Annotated in this window: 14 protein-coding genes; 6 read left to right on the top strand and 8 right to left on the bottom strand. The window is 30.1% G+C overall.

Going from position 1 to position 22613, the window contains the following annotated elements:
• Nucleotides 1-163: 163 nt before the first annotated feature.
• The gene (locus F7018_RS02210; RefSeq protein WP_150898340.1) at nt 164-2905 is read left to right on the top strand and encodes a TonB-dependent receptor; all 2742 of its coding nucleotides are present in this window, start codon (nt 164-166) and stop codon (nt 2903-2905) included.
• Between the two features lie 18 nt (nt 2906-2923).
• A complete protein-coding gene (locus F7018_RS02205) occupies nt 2924-4924 on the top strand; it encodes a DUF5689 domain-containing protein (protein ID WP_150898339.1) in 2001 nt (666 codons plus the stop codon).
• Between the two features lie 72 nt (nt 4925-4996).
• Here the strand turns inward: F7018_RS02205 and F7018_RS02200 are convergent, their stop codons facing one another.
• Complete coding sequence (locus F7018_RS02200) at nt 4997-7069, bottom strand: M20/M25/M40 family metallo-hydrolase (RefSeq protein ID WP_150898338.1); 2073 nt, start codon at nt 7067-7069, stop codon at nt 4997-4999.
• Nucleotides 7070-7282: 213 nt separating this feature from the next.
• On the opposite strand from F7018_RS02200, the gene F7018_RS02195 reads away from it, so the two are divergent.
• The 3 genes from F7018_RS02195 (at nt 7283) to F7018_RS02185 (ending at nt 11785) form a co-directional block, all read left to right on the top strand.
• Nucleotides 7283-8167 (top strand): metallophosphoesterase, encoded by an 885-nt coding sequence (locus F7018_RS02195; protein ID WP_150898337.1) that lies wholly within the window; start codon nt 7283-7285, stop codon nt 8165-8167.
• 75 nt (nt 8168-8242) lie between these two features.
• A complete protein-coding gene (locus F7018_RS02190) occupies nt 8243-9445 on the top strand; it encodes a porin (RefSeq protein WP_150898336.1) in 1203 nt (400 codons plus the stop codon).
• A gap of 75 nt (nt 9446-9520) precedes the next feature.
• Nucleotides 9521-11785 (top strand): inorganic phosphate transporter, encoded by a 2265-nt coding sequence (locus F7018_RS02185; RefSeq protein WP_150898335.1) that lies wholly within the window; start codon nt 9521-9523, stop codon nt 11783-11785.
• 63 nt (nt 11786-11848) lie between these two features.
• Here the strand turns inward: F7018_RS02185 and F7018_RS02180 are convergent, their stop codons facing one another.
• The 5 genes from F7018_RS02180 to leuS all read right to left on the bottom strand — a co-directional run bounded on the left by F7018_RS02180 (nt 11849) and on the right by leuS (nt 18358).
• Nucleotides 11849-12718 carry an acyl-CoA thioesterase gene (locus F7018_RS02180; protein WP_150898334.1) on the bottom strand — a complete coding sequence of 290 codons (870 nt, stop codon included), beginning with the start codon at nt 12716-12718 and terminating at the stop codon, nt 11849-11851.
• A 2-nt stretch (nt 12719-12720) separates the two neighbouring features.
• Nucleotides 12721-13932: a GNAT family N-acetyltransferase gene (locus F7018_RS02175; protein WP_246175025.1), complete on the bottom strand. Its 1212-nt coding sequence runs from the start codon at nt 13930-13932 to the stop codon at nt 12721-12723.
• Nucleotides 13933-13983: 51 nt separating this feature from the next.
• Nucleotides 13984-14940, bottom strand: a complete 957-nt coding sequence (locus F7018_RS02170) for a hypothetical protein (RefSeq protein WP_150898333.1) — start codon at nt 14938-14940, stop codon at nt 13984-13986.
• Between the two features lie 66 nt (nt 14941-15006).
• Nucleotides 15007-15450 (bottom strand): hypothetical protein, encoded by a 444-nt coding sequence (locus F7018_RS02165; protein ID WP_150898332.1) that lies wholly within the window; start codon nt 15448-15450, stop codon nt 15007-15009.
• Between the two features lie 94 nt (nt 15451-15544).
• Nucleotides 15545-18358 carry a leucine--tRNA ligase gene (gene leuS / locus F7018_RS02160; RefSeq protein WP_150898331.1) on the bottom strand — a complete coding sequence of 938 codons (2814 nt, stop codon included), beginning with the start codon at nt 18356-18358 and terminating at the stop codon, nt 15545-15547.
• Nucleotides 18359-18543: 185 nt separating this feature from the next.
• Here leuS and F7018_RS02155 point away from each other — a divergent pair, with 185 nt between their 5' ends.
• Complete coding sequence (locus tag F7018_RS02155) at nt 18544-19449, top strand: DMT family transporter (protein ID WP_150898330.1); 906 nt, start codon at nt 18544-18546, stop codon at nt 19447-19449.
• 22 nt (nt 19450-19471) lie between these two features.
• Here F7018_RS02155 and F7018_RS02150 read toward each other — a convergent pair whose 3' ends face one another.
• Both F7018_RS02150 and F7018_RS02145 read right to left on the bottom strand, forming a co-directional pair.
• On the bottom strand, nt 19472-20380 hold the full coding sequence (locus F7018_RS02150; protein WP_150898329.1) for a thiopeptide-type bacteriocin biosynthesis protein: 909 nt from the start codon (nt 20378-20380) through the stop codon (nt 19472-19474).
• Nucleotides 20367-22610, bottom strand: a complete 2244-nt coding sequence (locus F7018_RS02145; RefSeq protein ID WP_150898328.1) for a lantibiotic dehydratase family protein — start codon at nt 22608-22610, stop codon at nt 20367-20369. The genes F7018_RS02150 and F7018_RS02145 overlap by 14 nt, the downstream gene beginning before the upstream one ends.
• Nucleotides 22611-22613: the final 3 nt, after the last annotated feature.

The raw sequence follows: 22613 nt of genomic DNA, 5'->3' as shown, positions 1-22613 counted from the left end.
AAAACAAATTTTAAGCCAATTAATTTTTTAACACATAAAACCACTTATTCATAATGTTAACTTAACATTAACCTAATTATTATTTTACTAATTTTGCATCCCTTTTGTCATATTTTTGGCAAGTTGGAATTAACATATTTAAATATTTTATAAACAAACATTTATGAGAAATTTTACGCTAACAATGTTGTTGGTATTCTCTGGCCTATTTGCCATGAATGCGCAGAACGTTGTAAAAGGAATCGTAATTAACAGCGATTCTGAAAAACCTCTACAAGGTGTTTCTGTAAGTGTAAGAGAAGCCAATATTAGTGGTACTACTGATGCCAATGGTTCTTTTACATTAAATGGTTTACCAGACGGAAGACAAATTGTAGTTGTATCCCTTAGCGGGTTTGAAACCCAAAACTTCCCTGTTCAATTAGCTGGTAAGACAATCGATTTAGGTACTATAATGATGTATGAAGATATATCAGAAGATCAAGATTTAAGCACCATCACTATTACTGATGATGAATTAAATGATGACACTAGTGCTGCTGACAACATTTCTGGATTATTACAATCATCTAGAGATGTGTATTTACGTACTGCTGCTTTTGAGTGGAGTTCTTCTTTTTACAGAATTCGCGGTTTAGATTCTGAAAATGGTAAAGTTCTTATCAATGGTATTGAAATGAACAAATTGTATAACGGTCGTCCACAATGGAGTAACTGGGGTGGTTTAAACGACGTTTTACGTAATCAAGAATTCAGTACAGGTTTAACGCCTTCTAATTATACATTTGGTGGGGTTTTAGGTTCTACTAACATTAATACAAGAGCTTCTGAATACAGAAAAGGAGGTAGAGTTTCTTATGCTTCTTCAAACAGAAGTTATACACACCGTTTAATGGCTACGTATGCATCTGGTTTATTAGAAAACGGATGGGCAATTGCTGCTTCTGGTAGTAAAAGATATGCTGAAGAAGGTTTTGTTGACGGAAGTTTATACAATGCACATTCTATTTTTGTTTCTCTTGAAAAGCAAATCAATAACGACCATAGTTTAAACTTAACTGTTATTCAAGCTGAAAATAGAAGAGGTAAAGCAGCTCCTCATACTCAAGAAGTATACGATATAAGAGGTATTAAATATAACTCATATTGGGGATATCAAGCTGGTGAAATTCGTAACTCACGCATTAGAAGAGTTAACGAGCCTATTATTATGTTAAACCACTATTGGAACATTGGTGAATCTACTACATTAAACACTGGTGTTGCTTATCAATTTGGAGAAATAGGTAATAGTCGTTTAGATTTCAATGGAGGAAACAATCCAGATCCTACATATTATAGAAAATTACCAAGTTATTATTTATCTAATCCAAATGGACCAGACTACGAAGGTGCTTACAAGGCTTTAACAAACTTCCAAAACGATGGGCAAATCAATTGGGATGATTTATACTTTGGTAATGAAGGTGATAAAGATGATGCTCGTTTTGTTTTATATGAAGATAGAAATGATGATAAGCAATTTACTGCTAATACAATTCTTAATTCAGAGTTAACTGATAACATTACTTTAAACGCTAGTTTAGAATACCGTAGATTAAAATCTGAAAACTTTGCAACTATCATTGATATGTTAGGCGCTAACTTTTATAAAGATGTAAATAACTTTGGAGCTAACTTTGACCAACAACAAAGTAATATTTTAACTCCAGAAAGATTTGTTACTAAAGGAGATCGTTTTAAATACAACTATAACTTAGAGTCTCAAGTTTATGGTGGTTTTGCTCAATTACAATTTAAGTATAACAAAGTAGATTTTTATGTTGCAGGTTCTGCTCATAACACATCTCACCAAAGAGAAGGTTTATATCAAAATGGATATTTCCCAACAAATTCTTTAGGTAAATCTGAAAAATTAAACTTCTTTAACTTTGGAGCTAAAGCAGGAGCTACTTATAAGATTTCTGGACGTCACTTATTAGATTTTAATGGAGGATACCTTACAAAGGCTCCAACAATCAGAAATTCTTTTGCTAATTCAAGAATTAACAACTTAACTGTAGCTGATGTTAGCTCTTTAGATAGTGAAAAAATAATGTCTTTCGATGCTTCTTATATTTTAAGAACTCCATTCATTACTTCTAAATTAACTGGTTACTATACTGACATTAAAGATGCAACTGAGATTTCTTTCTTCTTTGCTGATGGTTTAAATGGTAACTCTTCTGCTTTCATTCAAGAAATTTTAACTGGAATTGATAAACGTCATATGGGAGTTGAATTCGGTATTGAAGCTCAAGTAACTCCAACTATTAAGTTAAGAGGTGCTGCTAACTATGGTCAATATACATACAATAACAACCCAGATATCGTAGCTAAATCTGATGATCCAAGTTTCTCATTTGATAAAAGAAAAGCCTTATTAAAAGATTATAGAGTTGCTGCTGGTCCACAAACGGCTTACTCTTTTGGATTCGATTATAGAGACCCTGATTATTGGTTCGTAGGTGTTACAGCTAACTACTTTGACAATGCATACGTTGATGTATCTCCAATTAGAAGAACTGATAACTTCTCAAATGATATTGACGGGCAAGTATTTGCTGATTACGATCCTGTTTTAGCTAGAAAATTATTAGCTCAAGAAAAATTCGATGACTACTTCACTTTAAATGCTATTGGAGGTAAATCATGGAAAGTAGGAAATAATAAATTCATTAGTGTTTTTGCTAGCATAAGCAATATATTAGGTGAAGAATATAAAACTGGTGGTTTCGAACAAGGAAGAAATGCTAACTATCGTGAATTAAGAGACGATAATGCTAATGGTGCTCCTTCTTTTGGAAACAAATACTGGTTTGGTAGAGGTACAACTTACTTCTTAAATGTAAATTATAGATTTTAATAAAAACAACATAACAAAATGAAAAATTTAACCTTATATAGAATATTTGCAATTTTATTTGTTGCAATTTCTTTTTCATCATGTGTTAAAGATGGTGATTTCGTTATCCCTAGTGCAGGTGAAGATAAACAATACACAAACTTAAAGTCGTTAAAAGAAATTACTGACTTATATACTGGAGGTGTTTTAGATTTTGATGAGTACATCAAAACTTCTGGAGATACAGAAATTAATACTTACGGATATGTTATTTCTAACGATAGAGCAGGTAACTTTTACAAGACATTAATTATTCAAGATGAGATTGTAAATCCAACTGTTGGTTTAGAAGTTAGAATTGATGCTACAAACTTAAACGCTATGTATAATGTTGGTAGAAAAGTTTACATTAAACTTAACGGTTTATCTTTAAGTAAATATTTTACTACTTTCCAAATTGGTGTTAAAAACGCAGCTGGAACTGGTACTGATAGAATTAAAGATACTGACTATATCAACCATATAGATAGATCTTCTGAAATTGCTGAATTAATACCTACTAATTTAAAAATTGGAGAAATTACTGACAACCACATCAACACTTTAGTTAAAATTGATGATTTACAATCTGAACAAAAAGGATTAACATATGCTGATCCAAACAGTACTTTTTCTGTAAACAGAACTTTCAAAAGTTGTGCTACTTTCGAATCAATCATCATGAGAACAAGTGGTTTCTCTGACTTTAAATCTTTACCAATTCCAGATAAAAAAGGTAGTGTAACTGCTGTTTTAAATAAATTTAGTAGTGATTATCAATTATTCATTAGAGACACTAAAGATGTTGATTTTACTCAAGAATACGGTTGTTTCAATAATCCTACTTTAAAAACTTTAGCTGACGTTAAAGCTTTATTTACAGGTAGTGAGACTACTATTACTGAAAGCTATAAAATCAAAGTAGTTATTACTTCTGATCTTGCTAAGAGTAATATTTCTAACAGAAATGCTTTTGCTCAAGACGCATCTGCTGCAATTGCTTTACGTTTTAGTGAAGCTTACAACTTAAATATTGGTGATGAAGTAGAAATTGCTGTTGGTGGATTAAAATTAAGTGAATACAATGGTTTATTACAATTAAACTTATCAAACTCAGATATTATCAGCAAAACAGCTGGGACTTTACCTACTCCAGAAGTAATTACTTTTGCTCAGGCTTTAACTGGAGATTACGAGAGTAAATTAGTAACAATTGAAGGAGTTCAATTTAAAGATATTACTAAAACTTATTCTGGTTCTAACCTTTTAACTTCTGACTGTACTAATGAATTAACTACTTATGTTAGAAGTGACGCTACTTTTGCTACAACTAATGTTAGCGATAAAAAAGGTGCTATTACTGGTATCATGTCTGATTTTAATGGACCACAAATTTATATAAGAGACGCTTCTGATGTTAACTTTACTGAAGCTTATGCTTGTGGAAGTACTGGTGGTGGAACTGGACCTGTTGATTTATTCTTCTCTGAATATGCTGAAGGTTCTAGTAACAACAAATACTTAGAAATCTACAATCCTTCTACTGAAACTGTAGACTTAACTAAATATGCATTCCCAAGTGTTTCTAACGCTCCTTCAACTGTAGGACAACACGAATTTTGGAATGAGTTTTCTCCAGGTGCTACAATTGCTCCAGGTGGTGTATACATTATAGCTCACCCTTCTGCTAATGCTGCAATCTTAGCTAAAGCAAATCAAACTCACACATACTTAAGTAATGGTGATGATGGTTATGCATTAGTATACGGATCGGAATCTAGTTATACTGTTTTAGATTGGTTAGGTGACTTCAACGGAGATCCAGGTTCTGGATGGGAAGTTGCTGGAGTTGCAAACGCTACTAAAGACCACACATTAGTTAGAAAATCTTCAGTTATGAAAGGTAACACTAGCTGGTCTGCTAGTGCTGGAACTGATGCTGCTAACTCAGAATGGGAAGTAAAAGCTCAAGATGACTTTTCTTCATTAGGAGTTAGATAATATTTGATTATTATACAATCTAAAAAACCCAAGTTTTAAACTTGGGTTTTTTATTTTTAAATAAGATTGTTTTTATTTTTTTACAAACTGTTGTGCATACTTTTTCCCTGTATTATCTAACGTTATAAAATAAAATCCGGTTGATAAATCTGAAATATTAATAATTTCTTCCTCTAAACTCATTGAAACTTCTTTTAGTAATCTTCCTTTTGAATCATAAAGTTTCACCCTTCTATATTTCCATAGTTCATTATAAACTTTAATTTTAAAAGAGTTACCTTCTACAGGGTTAGGAGAAAGCAAAATAACTTCTTTATCATTTACCAAAAACTTCTTCTCTGTTTTTGTTTCTCTCTTATTACTATTACAATTTCCTATATTTTTCCATCCAGTAGCTGTTCTTTCATATAATGTATTAGAATAAACAACCTTGTCACCAGTTTGATAATTTACCGACGCATCGTAATTAGCAATACCATCACAAATATTAACTGTTGTAGCTTCTGATATTACTACTGAATAATCTTCTACTTCTCCATAATTAAAAGAACCGCATGGGTTAGGAATTGCATTGTAACGCATAGCAACTCTCATTCGAGTTTTCCCTAATTTAGCATTAGCTGGAATTGTAAAAGAACCAGTAACTGGAGTATCTTTTGATACATTTTTAGTCCAAACTTGTTCTCCGGGATCTTCAAAATCTGCATCTTGATTGTAATCTATCCAAACTGCATACCCTTCATTATAAACTGTACCGGTCCATTTAGGCGTAATTGTAATTGTATATTGATTATTCTTATTTAGTTCTGTAGATAAACTTGTAAAATCCTGATATCCATTTCCTCCGCCAGAATTATTATTAATATCTCCTAGAGTAACATTTTGTATATACTCATCATTTACATTATCTCCTTTTAAACTACAATAAGTTGGTACCACAACACTTCCTTCACTTTTAGCTACCTCAATTAAATATTCCAATCCCAGCTTAGCAAATTTTGCTGCATGTGTTGCATTTGGAGTAACAGATCTATTAAACGTATCATTTACAGTATGAATATATGGGTTAGAACCATTAAAAGATGCTTCAAAAGGAAATGCTGCATCATAACCTTGTTGTGCCCAACTGTAATGATCTGAGCACCCATAATTACAACGTGTATAATCATAAGTAAATTGATGATTTCCAGAAGAGTTATATGTATCCATTAATTGAGCTAAAAAAGAATTTAAAGCACTACTATTATAACTATCATCTGAAATGTAAACATCTTTTGGTGACCCTTTATAGTTTGTCATATCAAACTGAACGTATGAAATTACATTGATGTTTCTACTTTTGTAATCTTGTGCAATTTCTTTAGAACCTCTCAAACCAACTTCTTCTGCAGCATATGCCATAAACTCAATAGTCCTTTGAGGTTTAAAATTCATTTCTAAAAGTACTCTTGCCACTTCTGTAATTGTTGCTATTCCTGAAGCATTATCATCAGCTCCTGGAGCATTGGTTTCTCTCTCAGGGCTTACAGAATCTATATGTCCGCCTAAAATAACAAACTCATTAGGAATATCTTTTCCTTCAATTGTCATAATAAGGGAAGGCATTGTAGTACTGTTATGGTTCACTAATTTTACTGAAACATCAGCTCTTCCATTTGCCATTGTTTCCCATTTTTGTTTTAAATCTAAAACAGATTGATTAGCTTTCTGAGTCGTATGATATCTGGTACCATAATTTTCTAACTCAACAATTTGATTGGCTATATTGGTATTATTTACTAATCCAATTGCTTGGTTTACTTTTTGATTTTCTGAAATACTATAACTAGCTTTTTTTAGAGTTTTACTTCTTTGAGCTAATTTTCTAATAGTTTTAATTGCATCAGCTTCTGAAGATTCATAAATAAACCCTGGTCCATGAGTTAAAATCATATGATGCAATTTTTCTGCGGCATCGTTTCCTAACTTAACAGCACTAAAACCATTTAAAGAAGAAATAATTTTAATATCCTTTGGGGCAACTTTTTTTAGTTCTAAGGCATTGGAGGTTTCAATAGTTCCATAAAACATTTTTTCTTGACTGTAAATGTTAGAAACTCGAATACATAACAATAATAACGGAATTAATAAGTACGTTTTTTTCATTTTTACGGGGGATTAAATTAATACTACTTAATAATAAGTTTATACTTACATTAATATCTAAGTTACTTAAAATCAGCATTAAAAAATATTTTAAAATGAAAAATATTATTCCAGAACACTAATATTCAATTATTTAAAAACATCGAATCGATTAATATTCCATAAAACATTTATTTTAGCATATTCATATTTTATAATATTTATAAGTAAGTAATGTCTTCTAATAGCAGAATAACAAGAGCTTTTAAAAATGCCAAGAAATTAGAATTAACTGAGCAATCGAAATATGTATTATTTTCAGATTGTCATAGAGGTGATAATAGTTTTGCAGACGACTTTTCGCACAATAGAAAAATATTTCATTATGCTTTGTCACAGTATTTACAAAAAGACTTTACGTATATTGAGTTAGGTGATGGAGATGAACTTTGGGAAAATAAATTTGCTAACATTTTTAATGCTAATAAAGATGTATACTTACTTTTAAGAGAGTTTCATAAAAAAAATCATTTGCATTTTATTTGGGGAAATCACGATATGGATTATAGAAATCCAAAAAAAGTTGCTAAGAATTTAGACTATTACTACGATACCGTTGATGGAAAAAATAAAGAACTTCTAAAAAACGCTTCTTTTTCTGAAGCAATAAGACTAGAGCAAGAAGATGGTAAATCTATTTTCTTATTACATGGACATCAAGCGGATTGGTTTAATTATAACTTTTGGAAACTCAGTCGTTTCTTAGTTAAAATACTCTGGCGTCCATTACAGTTAATAGGAATAGATGATCCGACAAGTCCTGCAAAAAACTTCAAAGAACTTATAAAAGTTGAAAGTCGTTTAGAAGAGTGGATTCAAAAGAATAACAATCAAATGATTGTAACTGGTCATACACATCGTCCTAGATTTCCTTCACCAAATGAATTGCCTCATTTTAATGATGGAAGTTGCGTGCACCCAAGATGTATTACTGGACTTGAAATAGAAAACCAGCAAATAACTCTTATTAAATGGCATGTAGTTACCAATGAAGATGGTACTATGCAAATTTCAAGAACAATTTTGGAAGGCCCTGAAAACTTGTCTCATTATATTTAAAATTTTAATATATCCTATATTTATATTAGTATTGCCAGCTTTTTACGACCAATGGAGTCGAATTATACTAAATTAATGAAATTAGAGAAACTATTTATCATCATTGGTATGCTTATAACATTAAGTATGCACTCTCAAAAATCAAACGCACCAAAATTTGGAAATGGTTTATTTAACCTAATTGGAAAAGACAGTACTTGGTCTATGAATGCTTCAGCCAGAATGCAATTTTTAACCACTGCTAAATGGGATTCAAACTCTGATGGTCTTTCTAATAATTCATCTGCATTTCAAATAAGAAGAGCTCGTTTAAATTTAAAAGGGTTTGCATTTTCTCCAAAGTTAAAGTATAAATTAGAATTAGGCTTTTCTAATTCAGATATTGGTGGAGCCTCAGAGTTTACAAACAACGCTCCAAGATATATTTTAGATGCTGTTGTTAAATGGAACTTTTATCAAAATTTCGAATTATGGGTTGGTCAAGCAAAATTACCAGGAAATAGAGAACGCATAATTTCTTCTGGGAATATGCAATTTGTAGATCGTTCTTTGTTAAATGCTATATTTAATATTGATCGTGATTTAGGGTTTCAATTAAGACATCAATTTCATATTTCTGAAAAATTTATTATTAAAGAAACCTTTGCTTTTTCACAAGGAGAAGGACGTAATGTTACAACCGGTAACATTGGTGGTTACCAATATACAGCTCATTTAGAATTGTTTCCTTTTGGAAAATTCACTAATAATGGTCATTTCATAGGTGGTAGTCTTTTTAGAGAAAATAAACCTAAACTTGCTATAGGTATGAGCTATGATTTTAATGACAACGCTGTAAAAGATAGAAGTAATTTAGGAGCATATTTGAAAAACGATACTGGCTTTTACGAAACAGATATTACTACCTACTTTTTAGATGCAATATTTAAGTATAAAAACTTCTCTTTTATGGGGGAATTTGCTCATAGAAATGCCAAAGATCCTATTGCAAAAAACTCAGATGGCTCTTTAACTGGTGATATTGTACAGGTTGGAAACTCCTTAAATTTACAAACCGGTTATCTATTTCCTAAAAACTGGGAGTTATCTGGTCGTTATACCAATGTTTCTTTCGGCAAAGAAATAACGAGCAATACCACTCAAAATCAATACACTATAGGACTTTCAAAATATTTTTCAGGTCATAAATTAAAGGTACAAACCGATGTAAGTTACTTAGATATAATAACTAGTACAAATCAGCTAATGTACCGATTACAAATAGATGTTCATTTTTAAAAAAAAATAACGTAAACCTAACACAAACACTGCTCAGTGTTTGTAGATTTGCAAATCTTAATTAAAAACTAAAAAATGGGAGATCCATATATTTTAATGCTTATCGCTTTAGCTGCTTTAGCCATTGTCGATTTAGTTGTTGGAGTAAGTAACGATGCTGTTAATTTCTTAAATTCTGCTATTGGTTCTAAAGCCATTAAGGTTAGAAATATAATGATAATAGCTAGTATCGGTGTATTCATGGGAGCTGTTACCTCAAGTGGAATGATGGAAGTTGCACGTAAAGGTATTTTCAACCCAAATATGTTCATGTTTCAAGACATCATGTTCATATTTATGGCTGTTATGATTACCGATATTTTATTACTAGATATCTTTAATTCTCTAGGAATGCCTACTTCAACTACCGTATCTATTGTATTTGAATTATTAGGAGCTGCAGTATGTATTTCTTTAATCAAAATTTCTACAAACGATGCTCAATCTATTACTGATATTTGGAACTACATTAATCATAAGAAAGCAGTAGAAATTATAAACGGAATACTACTCTCCGTTGTGGTAGCCTTTTCTGTAGGTGCTATTGTGCAGTTTATTTCTCGTTTAATTTATTCTTTCAATTTTGAGAAAAAGCCTAGTTATGTAAACGCTATTTTTGGAGGTTTTGCTATTACTGCTATTACTTATTTTATAATAATAAAAGGATTGAAAGGAACTCCATTTTACAAAGATGTAAAACACTTAATTGAAGGAAATACTTTAGAAATAATTATTGGAAGTTTTGTAGTTTGGAGTTTAATATCTCAAGCTTTAATTAGTGTATTTAAGCTTAATGTTTTAAAACTTATTATTGGAGTTGGAACGTTTTCATTAGCAATGGCTTTTTCTGGAAACGACTTGGTAAACTTTGTTGGAGTACCAGTTGCAGCATGGAACTCATATCAAGCATTAAATGACCCATTAATTAATACTGCTAATTTAGGTCCTGAAGCTTTCAAAATGGGAATCTTAGCAAAAAAAGTACCTTCTAATGTATGGTTATTATTATTTGCAGGAGCTATTATGGTAGTTACTTTATGGACTTCAAGTAAAGCGAAAAAAGTAATTGAAACAGGTATTAACTTATCACGTCAAGGAGATGGGCATGAAAAATTCCAACCAAATCCTTTATCTAGAATAGTTGTTAGAATAGCAATGGGATTAAATACAGTTATAACTTCTGTTGTACCTAAAAAAACATTAGCTTTTGTTGATTCTAAATTTCAGAAACCTGTTATAGAATTACCTAAAGATAAAACATACGAAATGCCTGCTTTTGATTTAGTAAGAGCATCTGTAAACTTAATTGTAGCTGGTATTTTAATTTCTATAGCTACTTCTATGAAGTTACCTTTATCTACTACTTATGTAACTTTTATGGTTGCCATGGGTACTTCTTTAGCTGATAGAGCTTGGGGACGTGAAAGTGCTGTATATAGAGTTGCTGGTGTAATTAACGTTGTTGGAGGTTGGTTCTTAACCGCTTTAACTGCCTTTGTTGCCGCAGCTTTAGTTGCTTACTTAATTAGCTGGGATATGGTAATGATTCCTGTTTTATTATTAGTAGTTGCACTATTAATAGGAAGAAATACTTTAATTCACAGAAAGAAATCTAAAGAAGAAAAAAAGCAAATGCATATTGAAAGAGCTGAATTAATTACCATTAATGGGGTAATTGAAGAAAGCGCTGATCATATTGCTGAAGTTGCAACACGTGTTAATAAATTATATACAAATGTAGTTAACGATTTAGCTAATCACGATTTAAATAAGCTACGTAAAACTGATAAGCACGTAGGAAAATTAAACGATGAAATTGATGGCTTAAAAGATGGAGTATTCTACTTTATTAAGTCGTTAGATGATTCTTCTGTACAAGCAAGTAGATTTTACATTTTAGTTTTAGGCTATTTACAAGACGTTGCTCAGTCTATTAGTTATATTTCTAGAGCAAGTTTTAAACACGTTAATAACAACCACAAAAATTTAAAGAAAGGACAATTAAAAGACCTTAAACATATAGACAATGTATTGTCTAAATTATTAGAAGAAATTAGCTCTACTTTCGAAAAAAGAAGTTTTGATAATTTAGAACAAATTATTAACGAAAAGAAAGAATTATTGGTAGATGTTTCTGCTTCTATTGAAAAGCAAGTTGCACGTATTAGAACTGATGAAACAAGTCCTAAAAACACTACATTATACTTTAGTATTTTGATAGAAACACAAGATTTAGTTTCTGGTTTAATGAGCTTATTAGAAACTTATGAAGAATTTCATATAAGCACTAAAAACATCTAGTTGATATTTTATAAAACAAAAAAATCCCGAGTAAATTTACTCGGGATTTTTTTATACTTCTTTTTACTTCTTCTTCATTGGTCTCATTAGGCCTTCTTGAGCCACTGAAGCGATTAACTCACCTTTTCTGGTATATATATTACCACAAGCAAAACCACGAGCTCCAAAGCTATTAGGACTCTCTATAGAAAACAGCATCCAATCGTCAAAAGTAAAATCTCTATAAAACCACATGGAATGGTCTAAGCTTGCCATTTGTGTATTTCCAAAATTAGCTACACTCGCATTTGGATTTAAACAAGCTGTTAAAATGTTATAATCGGATATATAGGTTAAAATTTGTTGTTTTAAAGCCAAAGATAAATCTACTTGATCTCCTTTCAACTTAAACCAAACATCTACAACTGGAGGTAAATCTTGCATATCGAGAGGATTAGCAATTTGTACAGGTTTAAAATCTATGGGTCTTTCTATACTTAAAAATGCTTTTAGCTTTTTAGGTAAAAAATCTCCAAATTGATCTAACATATCTGTCCAGCTATATAACTCTTCTGGCTGTTTTATATCTTTCTTTATTGGCATTTGATGTTCATATCCTTTTTCTTTTTTATGGAAGGAACAAGCCAATATAAAAATCGTCTTATCTTCTTGATGTGCTGTTACCCTACGAGTTGAAAAACTACCTCCATCTCGTATTACTTGTACATTATAGGTAATAGGTTTTTCTAAATTACCTGCCTCTAAAAAATATGAATGTAACGAATGTAATATACGTTCTTCTGAAACGGTTCTATAAGCAGCGTTTAATGACTGTGCCAATACTTGTCCTCCAAATACATTTGGACTTCCAATATCTTTGCTTATTCCATTAAAATTATTGTCTCCAATATCTTTTAAAGTAAGTATATCTAATAACTCTTGTGTGTTTTTCATTTTTACAAATTAACTTGCTCTCTTAATTCTTTCTTTTTGAATGGATACTTTTGTTTAAACTCTGATGGTTGAATTCTTTTTAAAAACAAACTCAAAATACGATTTGGTATCGTATTCTTATGTCGTAAATAGATTGTTAAATCTTGAGGCTTAGCTCCAACAGAACTTTTTATCTCACTAGCTGTTCTTCCAAAATTAATTGTCTTTACTTTTTTATCTATTCCTAAACTTATATAATCATACAACATTCTTTGATATACAGCATATTCTTTATTATAACCGTAATCAATCCCAACAAAATGTGCATCCAATGATTTCTTATTAAAAATCCCTGATAAGAAACCTACCAGTTTATCTTCTAACCAATAGGCTTTTAAAAAATAGTTGTCTCCTAAATTTTCTTTTAAAGTTCTATAGGTTTCTATATTAAAATCTCCTAAATTGAAACTTGACTTTGTAGACACAGTTTTATACAACACAGTCATTTCTGGCTTCAAGTCTTTTAATCTGTCTTCTGTTACATCTTCAATTTTTAAAAGACTACTCAACTTTAATGCTCTTTTTGCTTTTACTCTAAATTTTGTTTTTAAAGCAGCTAAATAATCTTCAATAGAACTCCAACCTTCATCTAATTCTAGAACCATATTAGGATCTACTTTAAACGAATTATATCCTTCTTCATGTAGTTCATGTGTTATATAAAGTGATTCTTTTTCAAAATCTTTTAGCATAAAAGCATCAGCTGTATTCTTAGCACTAATATTGGAATAATTTACTACCCCTTTAGCAATTTTTTTAAGTACTTCTTTTTTATTTTGATTGTTCTTAATAAAAACTCCATGCTCTCCACTTACAAATGTATTACCGCAAGTAAGTACTTTAAATGGTTTTTCTGGAGAAATAATTCTGAGCTTTCTCCCCATACATTTTACCCATTCTACAATAGATTGCATATCGTTTTGAACACTATCTAAATAAAAGTCGACTATTTGAATATTAGCTAAAGCAATTGCTTTTTTATTAGTATCAAACAATATAATGTATGCAAAATGTATTGTTTTATTGTTTTGCTCTAATGCCTCTAAGTATTTAGGGGTAAAATAGATATTATCCGTGCAACCTAATTCTTCCCATACTTCATTAGGTACTTCTTTAATTGAAGAAAAGTATTTAGTATTCGAATTTTGATTTTTACTACAAGATAAAATATTCACGTACGCCCCTTTAATTTTAGTGTAAAATACTAAAACTTTATTTAATAAATTCTATTGCACATTCATATTCCAAACTGGCACATTGAAAATCTTACTTATTTTAACTGTATCACTTAAAAGATACTGCTTATCTCCATGATTTAATAAATTGAATCGTTTACCATCATTAGTTACCAAGTTTGCTTCATAACAGAAGTATCCTCCTGATGATTTTCCTGGTATAAATTTTTCAAGTACTTGAATTGCATAAGCATGTTGGAAAGGAATAATCTCGCTTCCAACAACCATTTTTCTTTTTCGTGTATGAAAATAAGCTTTTGCGCCTGTACTAATTAATAGAAAAACACCAACTAATAAAAATACTCCTCCTGTTGTAAAAAATATTTTACCCGCTTGCATAAAACTCATTGCTTCTTTTGAAAATTCAAAAAACTCAACAAAAGACCATAAAGTAAAGTTTGCTCCAACTAAAAAGAATCCCCAAGCCACAAACTTCATGTACGAACTTGAACTGATTTTATAACCTTTATTCGTTTTCTTTAAGTGCTCACTTAAAAAATTACTACCTGAACCTTCTGTAGCTTCCCATGATATTTGTTGCCCTATTGCATCTTGAGTAAAATCGCTAAAATTGAAAATTATTTCTTTGTTATTGGGCGAACTCTTTTTTCTTCTAACCAAAAAACTTGAGATAAACATTCCACCAAACATGAAGAGAAAAACAACTAGCATTCCGCCAAGTTTATAATATAAGAATCGTTGTTTACCATAGGTTAACGTTTTAATACGAACTGTAGTTTCTAAACGACTTATTGTATTTAAATCTCTTCTAGTTGGGTTTTCTAACTGTCTTAAAGAGTCTAATTGTATAACTTCTTGATGTAATTCTGTTTGCTGTTTATTATATGCTTGATACTTTTTTTGTATTTCAGGCATTACTACAAAAAATACAATTCCTATTGGGATTAATACAAAAAGCCAAGAGCTATTGAAAGTAAACTTTTTCATAATTATTTATAAAGAATAAAAAAGCCATTACTAAGAGTAATGACTTTTATTAAATTTGATTGTTTTTTATTTACAAAATGGAACTGTATATGTTCCTTCTACTGTATTATCTCCCGTAGAATCTGCTTTAATTTTAACTGTAACTTCTGTTGAAGTTAACTTTTCTACAGTAACTGTACTATTTAATTTATTTAAAGGTGTTTCGCCTTTTTTATTAAATACAACATTCGCTTTAGTTGTACTACCTACTTTATTTTCTACATCTGTTGAAACATACAAAGTATAGTCTAAAATAGAAGAGTTACAATCTGCTGTAACATTGGTTATGTTAATACTTAAGTTATTTCCACTAACAAATGCTTTTCCTCCTTGAGCTACAAATGAAGTACCATGTACTTTTCCTTTTAAAGGAGTATTTGCAATTCCTCCTAAATTATCAGAATCACTATCTGAACATCCTACAAAAACAACAGCTAATATAATAGCAGCAAGTTTAATTACGTTTTTCATTTTAATTTTTTGAATATTTCCGTGAAAGTACTTAAAAAATAAAAAACCACAAACAAAAAATGCTTGTGGTTTTCTTATTGTTATAAAGGCTTTATTAACCTACTATATTAATTATTTTACCTGGCACTACAATTACTTTTTTAGGTGTTCTTCCTTGTAATTGTGCTTGTGTTTTTTCATGTGCCATTACCGTTTTTTCTATTTCATCTTTACTCATATCTAATGGTAACTCTAATGTAAAACGCATTTTACCATTAAATGAAATTGGGTAATTCTTAGTACTCTCTACTAAATGAGATGCTTCAAATTTTGGAAACGCTACTGTAGAAATAGACTCTGTATGTCCTAATTGACTCCATAACTCTTCTGAAATATGCGGAGCGTATGGAGAAACTAATACTAATAGCGGTTCTAAAATAGCACGCTTGTTACATTTTTGCGCCGTTAATTCATTTACCGCAATCATAAACGTAGATACTGATGTATTGAAAGAGAAATTCTCAATATCTTCCTCTACTTTCTTAATTGTTTTGTGTAAAGTTTTTAATTCATCCTTTGTTGGTTCGGCATCAGAAACGTTAATACCGCTCTCTCCCACGTATAATTTCCATAATTTCTTTAAGAAAGAATACACTCCTGAAATTCCAGATGTTTTCCAAGGTTTAGTTTGTTCTAATGGTCCTAAGAACATTTCGAATAAACGTAATGCATCTGCACCATATTCTTCACAAATATCATCAGGGTTTACAACATTAAACCAACGCTTTGACATTTTTTCTACCTCACGACCTACAATATATTTCCCTTCTTCTAAAACAAACTCTGCATTTTCAAATTGAGGTTGCCATTTTTTTAGAGCTTCAATATCTAATTCATCAGAAGTATTAATCAACTTAACATCTACTCTAATTTCATCTGTTTCATATTCTCCTTTAAGATTTTTAGAAACATATTTATCTGTTCCTGTAATTCTGTAGACAATAGCTGATGTTCCTAAAATCATTCCTTGGTTGATTAGCTTTTTTGCAAACTCATCAACTGGTAACAATCCTCTATCGAATAAGAATTTTTGCCAAAAACGTGCATATAATAAATGTCCTGTTGCATGCTCAGACCCACCAATATATAAATCTACTTCTTTCCAATAATCAACCGCTTCTTTACTTACAAACTCTCCTTCGTTTGTTGAATCCATATAACGGTTAAAATACCATGAACTTCCAGCCCATCCTGGCATTGTATTTAGTTCTAGTGGGAAAACAGTTTCATTATCTATTAAATCATTGCTAACTACCTCAGCAGTTTCTGTATTCCAAGCCCAAACCTCAGCATTTCCTAATGGTGGTTTTCCATCTTCTGTTGGTAAATATTTTTCTACTTCTGGTAATACTATTGGTAAATGTTTTGCTTCAATCATTTGGGGCATTCCATTCTTATAATAAACTGGAAATGGCTCTCCCCAATAACGCTGACGGCTAAATACCGCATCACGTAAACGATAGTTTATTTTTCCATAACCAAAACCGCGTTTTTCTAATTCATAGATTACGGTTTTCATTCCTTTCTTATAATTTAAACCATCTAAGAAATCTGAATTTGCTAATTTAATTCCATCTTTAACATCATTAGCTTTTTCTGAAATATCAACATCTGCAAAAATATTTGGTATATCTAATCCAAAGTGTTTAGCAAAATCATAATCACGTTGGTCTCCACAAGGAACCGCCATAACTGCACCTGTACCATAGCTTGCTAATACATAATCTCCAATCCAAATCGGCACTTGTTTTCCTGTAAATGGATGTAAAGCATAAGCTCCTGTAAATACTCCCGAGATGGTTTTTACATCTGCCATACGATCTCTTTCCGAACGCTTTGACGTTGCTTCAACATAAGCTTCAACAGCTTCACGTTGTTCATCTGTTGTTATTTTAGCTACTAATTCATGCTCTGGAGCTAATGTCATAAAGCTTACTCCAAAAATTGTATCAGGACGTGTTGTAAACACATCTATTTTAGCATCATAATTTTCCACATCAAAAGAAACCATGGCTCCTTGACTTCTTCCTATCCAATTTGTTTGAGAATCTTTTAATGGTTGTGGCCAATCTATATTTTGTAATCCGTCTAACAAACGTTGTGCATAAGCAGAAATACGCATAGACCATTGGGTCATTTTTTTACGAACTACTGGATGTCCTCCTCTTTCTGAAACTCCGTTTACTATTTCATCATTTGCAAGTACTGTTCCTAAAGCTGGACACCAGTTTACTTCTGTATCTGATAAAAATGTTAAACGATATTGTAATAATATTTCTTGTTGTTTTTCTACTGAAAAACCTTTCCATTCTTCAGCTGAAAAAACAGTAATATCTTCATCTGAAACTGCATTGATATTTGCATTTCCTTCTGTTTCAAATTTTGAAACTAAAGTTGAAACATCTTCTGCTTTGTCTGTATCTTTATTGTACCAAGAGTTGAACAACTGGATAAAAATCCATTGTGTCCACTTGTAATATTCTGGATTAGAAGTACGAACCTCACGTGACCAATCGAAAGAAAAACCGATATTGTCTAACTGACGACGGTACGTTTTAATATTTGTTTCGGTTGTAATCGCTGGATGCTGTCCTGTTTGAATAGCATATTGTTCTGCAGGTAACCCAAAAGAATCATATCCTTGTGGGTGCAATACATTAAACCCTTTATGACGTTTATAACGTGCATATATATCACTAGCAATATATCCTAATGGATGTCCTACATGCAGTCCGGCTCCTGATGGATAAGGAAACATGTCTAAAACATAATATTTAGGTTTATCTGATGTATTACTGGCTTTAAATGTTAGGTTATCTGCCCAAAACTGTTGCCACCTCTTTTCTATTTCTTGGTGATTATATTGCATTGTCTCTCTTTTAAGAAGCTGCAAATTTACGGTTATTGTTTGGAAGTTTAAAGTAAAAAAATGGCTTAAACTATTATTATCATGTTATATAAAATGAACAAAAACTTCACACTTGTTAATCTTTGTTGGGAAATAGTTTATTTTAAAAAAATGAATGTTCTTTGCAGTAGATTAAATTCATTATTTTGAAGAACAATATTTTAAAAGCTCACCTTGCTTTACTCAGCGCCAATGTTATTTATGGTGCTAATTATTTAATTGCTAAAGGAGTAATGCCTAATAAAATAGGGCCTTCTGCTTTTGTTTTTTTAAGAATTTTAGGTGCTGGAATTCTTTTTTGGGTTATTAAATCGTTTATAAAAGAAAAAATTGAAAAAAAAGACTTTCCTAAATTAATTCTTTGTGGATTGCTAGGTGTTGCTGCAAATCAATTATTGTTTTTTCACGGTTTAAATTTAACATCTCCTATTGATGCTTCTATAATTATTACAGCTGTCCCTATTGTTGCTGTAGTTTTTAGCGCTATTCTTTTAAAAGAAAAAATAACTCTTTTTAAACTTTTAGGAATTACCATAGGTGGTATTGGTGCTGTATTATTAATTTGGTATGGAAATCAGTCGAAAGGAACTAGTTCTTTACTTGGTAATCTTTTTATTTTTATCAATGCTATTTCTTATGGCTTGTATTTAGTACTTGTTAAACCTTTGATGCAGAAATACAACTCTATTACCATTATTAGTTGGGTGTTCTTATTTGGATTCTTATTTATGTTTCCATTTGGAGCAACTGATATTGTTACTGTTGATTTTTCTGCATTTACTACTCAAACATACTTAGCAATTTCTTTTGTTATTATTGGAACTACCTTTTTAGCTTACTTGTTTAACATTTATGCTTTAAACTATGTTTCTCCTTCTGTTAATGGTAGCTATATATATTTACAGCCTGCCGTTAGTTTTATTATGGTTAGTATTTATGCTTATGTATTAGGTTATACACAATATGCCCAAGATATTAATCCTGTTAAAATAATAAGCTGTTTTCTAGTAGTTATAGGTGTTTACTTAATTAGCAAAACTCCTAAAAAATAAAACATAAAAAAACCTCATAAATTTATGAGGTTTTTTTATGTTTTATTTTAACCCTAGCCAATTTAGATTTATAAAATCTGTATAAAAAGTCATAGCAAACCATTTCATGAAGTCTATTCCTTGATTTAAAAAGACGATTCATTAACATATGAATATAGCTACTCATCAATTGATCTAGGTTTATTTCTAACTCCCCCTTTTTCTTAATTTCTTGTAAGTCACAAATTATAGGTTTAATTACTTTTTCTTTTTCTTCTATAATTTCTAACAACCCTAAAGAATAAACTTCGGATATTCTATCCGACATAAACTTTTCTATTTTATCTTGCTTATCTCTATATTTTTTACTTAACTGTTTTGTTAAATATTTTGAAGAGTTAAATTCATTTTTAAACGAAGTACTTAGCTCGAATAATAATTTATTCTTTCTTTCTAAATTATATTCAAAATCATTAAGCAACGAATCTATTAATCTTAACGAAAATAACCATCTCACATCCTCATCTTCTCTTCCTTTTATTACTTTTAAAAAACCAACTATTGACTCACTATCATAATAAAAAATATCTTCAGACAAACACATCGAGTTAACTCCGTAGCGTTCTATTTCTCTTTTGTATGTATCAGTTTGAATTTTCCAAATAAGTTTTTTATCTATATAACTCTTTAAGTACGGTAAAAAACTATTTATAATTTTAAAAATATTTTCTCTTTCAGTAAAGTGAAAACGTACCCTTAAATGATGTTTCGGGTCTCCATAACGTATAAAGAACCATTTATTTATAATTTTTTCATCAATTAATCGATTGGCTATAGGATGTATAACATCGACTAATATTTTATCAGATGTTTTATATCCTGTATATATTTTATAATAAAGCCAATTATCACCTAAGATAAAATTTCTTTGTAACTCTTTATTTTCTTTCACTTTCTTTTAATTTACTTTCATTAAAAAAAGAAACAATAATTTCATTTGTAAACGCTTTATTTTCTAAATCAACTATTGATTTTTCATTATCAAATAAAAACTCTATCAACTTTATATTACTTCTATTTTTAACTGTATTTAAAAACATTCTAATAGATGTTATATTCTCTAGATTAATAAGCAACTGATTATCTCCATCTGCAAGCTTTACAAACTTTGGCAATTTTAATTTTTTAGTAAAATGTTTTACTTTATTAATGAGTATTTCTTTATTATCTATTTCTTCTAATAACTGCTCTATATGGCTATTTTTTAAGTTCCATGTAGCTTCTTTTAAGATAAGATTCTCATATTCTATTCTAGGTATAAACTCATACTCATTAATAATTGGCCCTAAATCAATTCCTAACCCATTCATCATTCCTTGTGTTTGCATATCTGATAAAAAATGATAAATTGGTAACGAATTACTCCTATAATTATGAGCAGTTGTTAAACGTGGTAACACTTCTTTATTGTGCTTTTTTGATTTCAACTTAATTTTACCTCTGCTTTTTGAAGAAATTACTAAGTCTTCCAATAAAATTTTTTTATCACTATTTTTCACGGACTTAGCTAAATAAGGAATTTCATACGAACGAAAGTCTGGTCGACATAAAATATTTCCGATTCTAGATTCTGGTAAATGAACTATCTCAGCCAAAATCTTATCTTTATTAATAATCTCTTCAACATGTACAATCTCCTCTGTGTAAGTTTTTATTTGGTTATCACTATGGCAAAAGCGTCCTAAAATATTAGCTGAACTTGACCCTCCACTTCCATACATTCTAATTTTTCCATCTCCAACAATCTCTATCATTGTGGATAAAGTATCTGGTAGATTATCTAGATTAGTCTCAAATTCCTTGAAATCATCATCTGTTAACTTTATTATATATTTATCTTCTTTTAATGCTTGCAGTATTTTTTTTTGAAATTTTTCATAGACTGTATTCCATTTAATTTCTCTATCTATTTTCTTAGAAAATTTTGATGGAATTATTAGATCATCAATCAAAGGACTTATATCTCCTATTCTATTATTTTGAATATAGCCAACTCCTATTTCTACATCTAATGCTGTTGATAATTTTACTTCTTCATCCTCATACCTTTCATAAAACGCATCCTTAAACTTAGATAATTCGTCCTCAGTTTTTTTTATATTTAATTTGCTTAAAAAAAGCATTCCTTTTTTTATATCTCTAATAACTTTTTCATCAATTTTATTTACTGTTGTATTTATAACCAAATCTGTTTGAAATAAATATTTAATATCAAAATCCGTTTTTAACTCTTTTAATTTTTCGCTTATTTCAATATACTTATCTATTTTATTACCTACTTTGTTATCTATTTCTTGAATATGTTTGTCTACCTCTTTTAAAACACTCACAATTTCATCTATATCTTTTAACTTTCGTAATGTGTTATAAATTTGGTCAAAAAATTCTGGTCCAGAAACAGATGGTTCCAACTCACTTATCAGTATTTGACTATCAACTAACTGATTTACAAAAACTATGGCTTCTTCAATTGTTATATCATATATTAAAAGATCTTCAGCTATATTTGAAAGTAATATTCCTTCTCTTGATTTCAAGAGTATTTTTCTTAAATATTCTGTATTATCAACTTCAGCAACTTGATGAAACCTCTTTCCTTTTACATATTTATATTCAGTATATCTTAACCTATCTCCTATTTCATATATACTAGAGTTAGGAAAAAAAAGCAGTTGTTTTTTTATTGTTTCGTTCTTAATTAAATCTTGTGAAAGTGCCACTAGATAATTCATATCTAATCTAGTATGTCTACTATTTTCAAAAGCTTTTGTAATTTTTATTTCTGTTTTATCATCAAATACTCCTACCGAACATCCAGCAAATAAACCAAAAGGTGTACACCTAGAAGACATTCTTGAAATATATTTAAGAAAAGTATACTTTAATTTTTCTTCTTTTTTATTATCATTAACTCCCTCATTTAACCATTTAGTAATTTCATTTGTTAACATTGGAGAAGCTAGAAAAAATGCTTCTTTAATAATGGGATTAGTCCACAACCTTTTATAATCATCAATGTATATATCCTCTTTTGAGGTAAACTCTTTAAAAATATTTATTGAAAACATAGGGTTTCTCAATACATAATTCTTGAAATTCTTATATGGATTCTTTTTATTCATCTC

The sequence above is a fragment of the Tenacibaculum aiptasiae genome (assembly GCF_008806755.1).
GTDB classification, from domain to species: Bacteria; Bacteroidota; Bacteroidia; order Flavobacteriales; family Flavobacteriaceae; genus Polaribacter; species Polaribacter aiptasiae.
Note: the sequence above shows the minus strand (reverse complement) of the source record. Positions and strands in the feature narration are given on the sequence as shown.

What these genes read in the sequence shown, in the direction of transcription:
- F7018_RS02200 (WP_150898338.1), bottom strand. Translation starts at nt 7,069, where the DNA reads ATGAAAAAAACGTACTTATTAATTCCGTTATTATTGTTATGTATTCGA.
- F7018_RS02180 (WP_150898334.1), bottom strand. Translation starts at nt 12,718, where the DNA reads ATGAAAAACACACAAGAGTTATTAGATATACTTACTTTAAAAGATATT.
- F7018_RS02185 (WP_150898335.1), top strand. Translation starts at nt 9,521, where the DNA reads ATGGGAGATCCATATATTTTAATGCTTATCGCTTTAGCTGCTTTAGCC.
- F7018_RS02210 (WP_150898340.1), top strand. Translation starts at nt 164, where the DNA reads ATGAGAAATTTTACGCTAACAATGTTGTTGGTATTCTCTGGCCTATTT.
- F7018_RS02165 (WP_150898332.1), bottom strand. Translation starts at nt 15,450, where the DNA reads ATGAAAAACGTAATTAAACTTGCTGCTATTATATTAGCTGTTGTTTTT.
- F7018_RS02195 (WP_150898337.1), top strand. Translation starts at nt 7,283, where the DNA reads ATGTCTTCTAATAGCAGAATAACAAGAGCTTTTAAAAATGCCAAGAAA.
- F7018_RS02190 (WP_150898336.1), top strand. Translation starts at nt 8,243, where the DNA reads ATGAAATTAGAGAAACTATTTATCATCATTGGTATGCTTATAACATTA.
- F7018_RS02205 (WP_150898339.1), top strand. Translation starts at nt 2,924, where the DNA reads ATGAAAAATTTAACCTTATATAGAATATTTGCAATTTTATTTGTTGCA.
- leuS (WP_150898331.1), bottom strand. Translation starts at nt 18,358, where the DNA reads ATGCAATATAATCACCAAGAAATAGAAAAGAGGTGGCAACAGTTTTGG.
- F7018_RS02145 (WP_150898328.1), bottom strand. Translation starts at nt 22,610, where the DNA reads ATGAATAAAAAGAATCCATATAAGAATTTCAAGAATTATGTATTGAGA.
- F7018_RS02170 (WP_150898333.1), bottom strand. Translation starts at nt 14,940, where the DNA reads ATGAAAAAGTTTACTTTCAATAGCTCTTGGCTTTTTGTATTAATCCCA.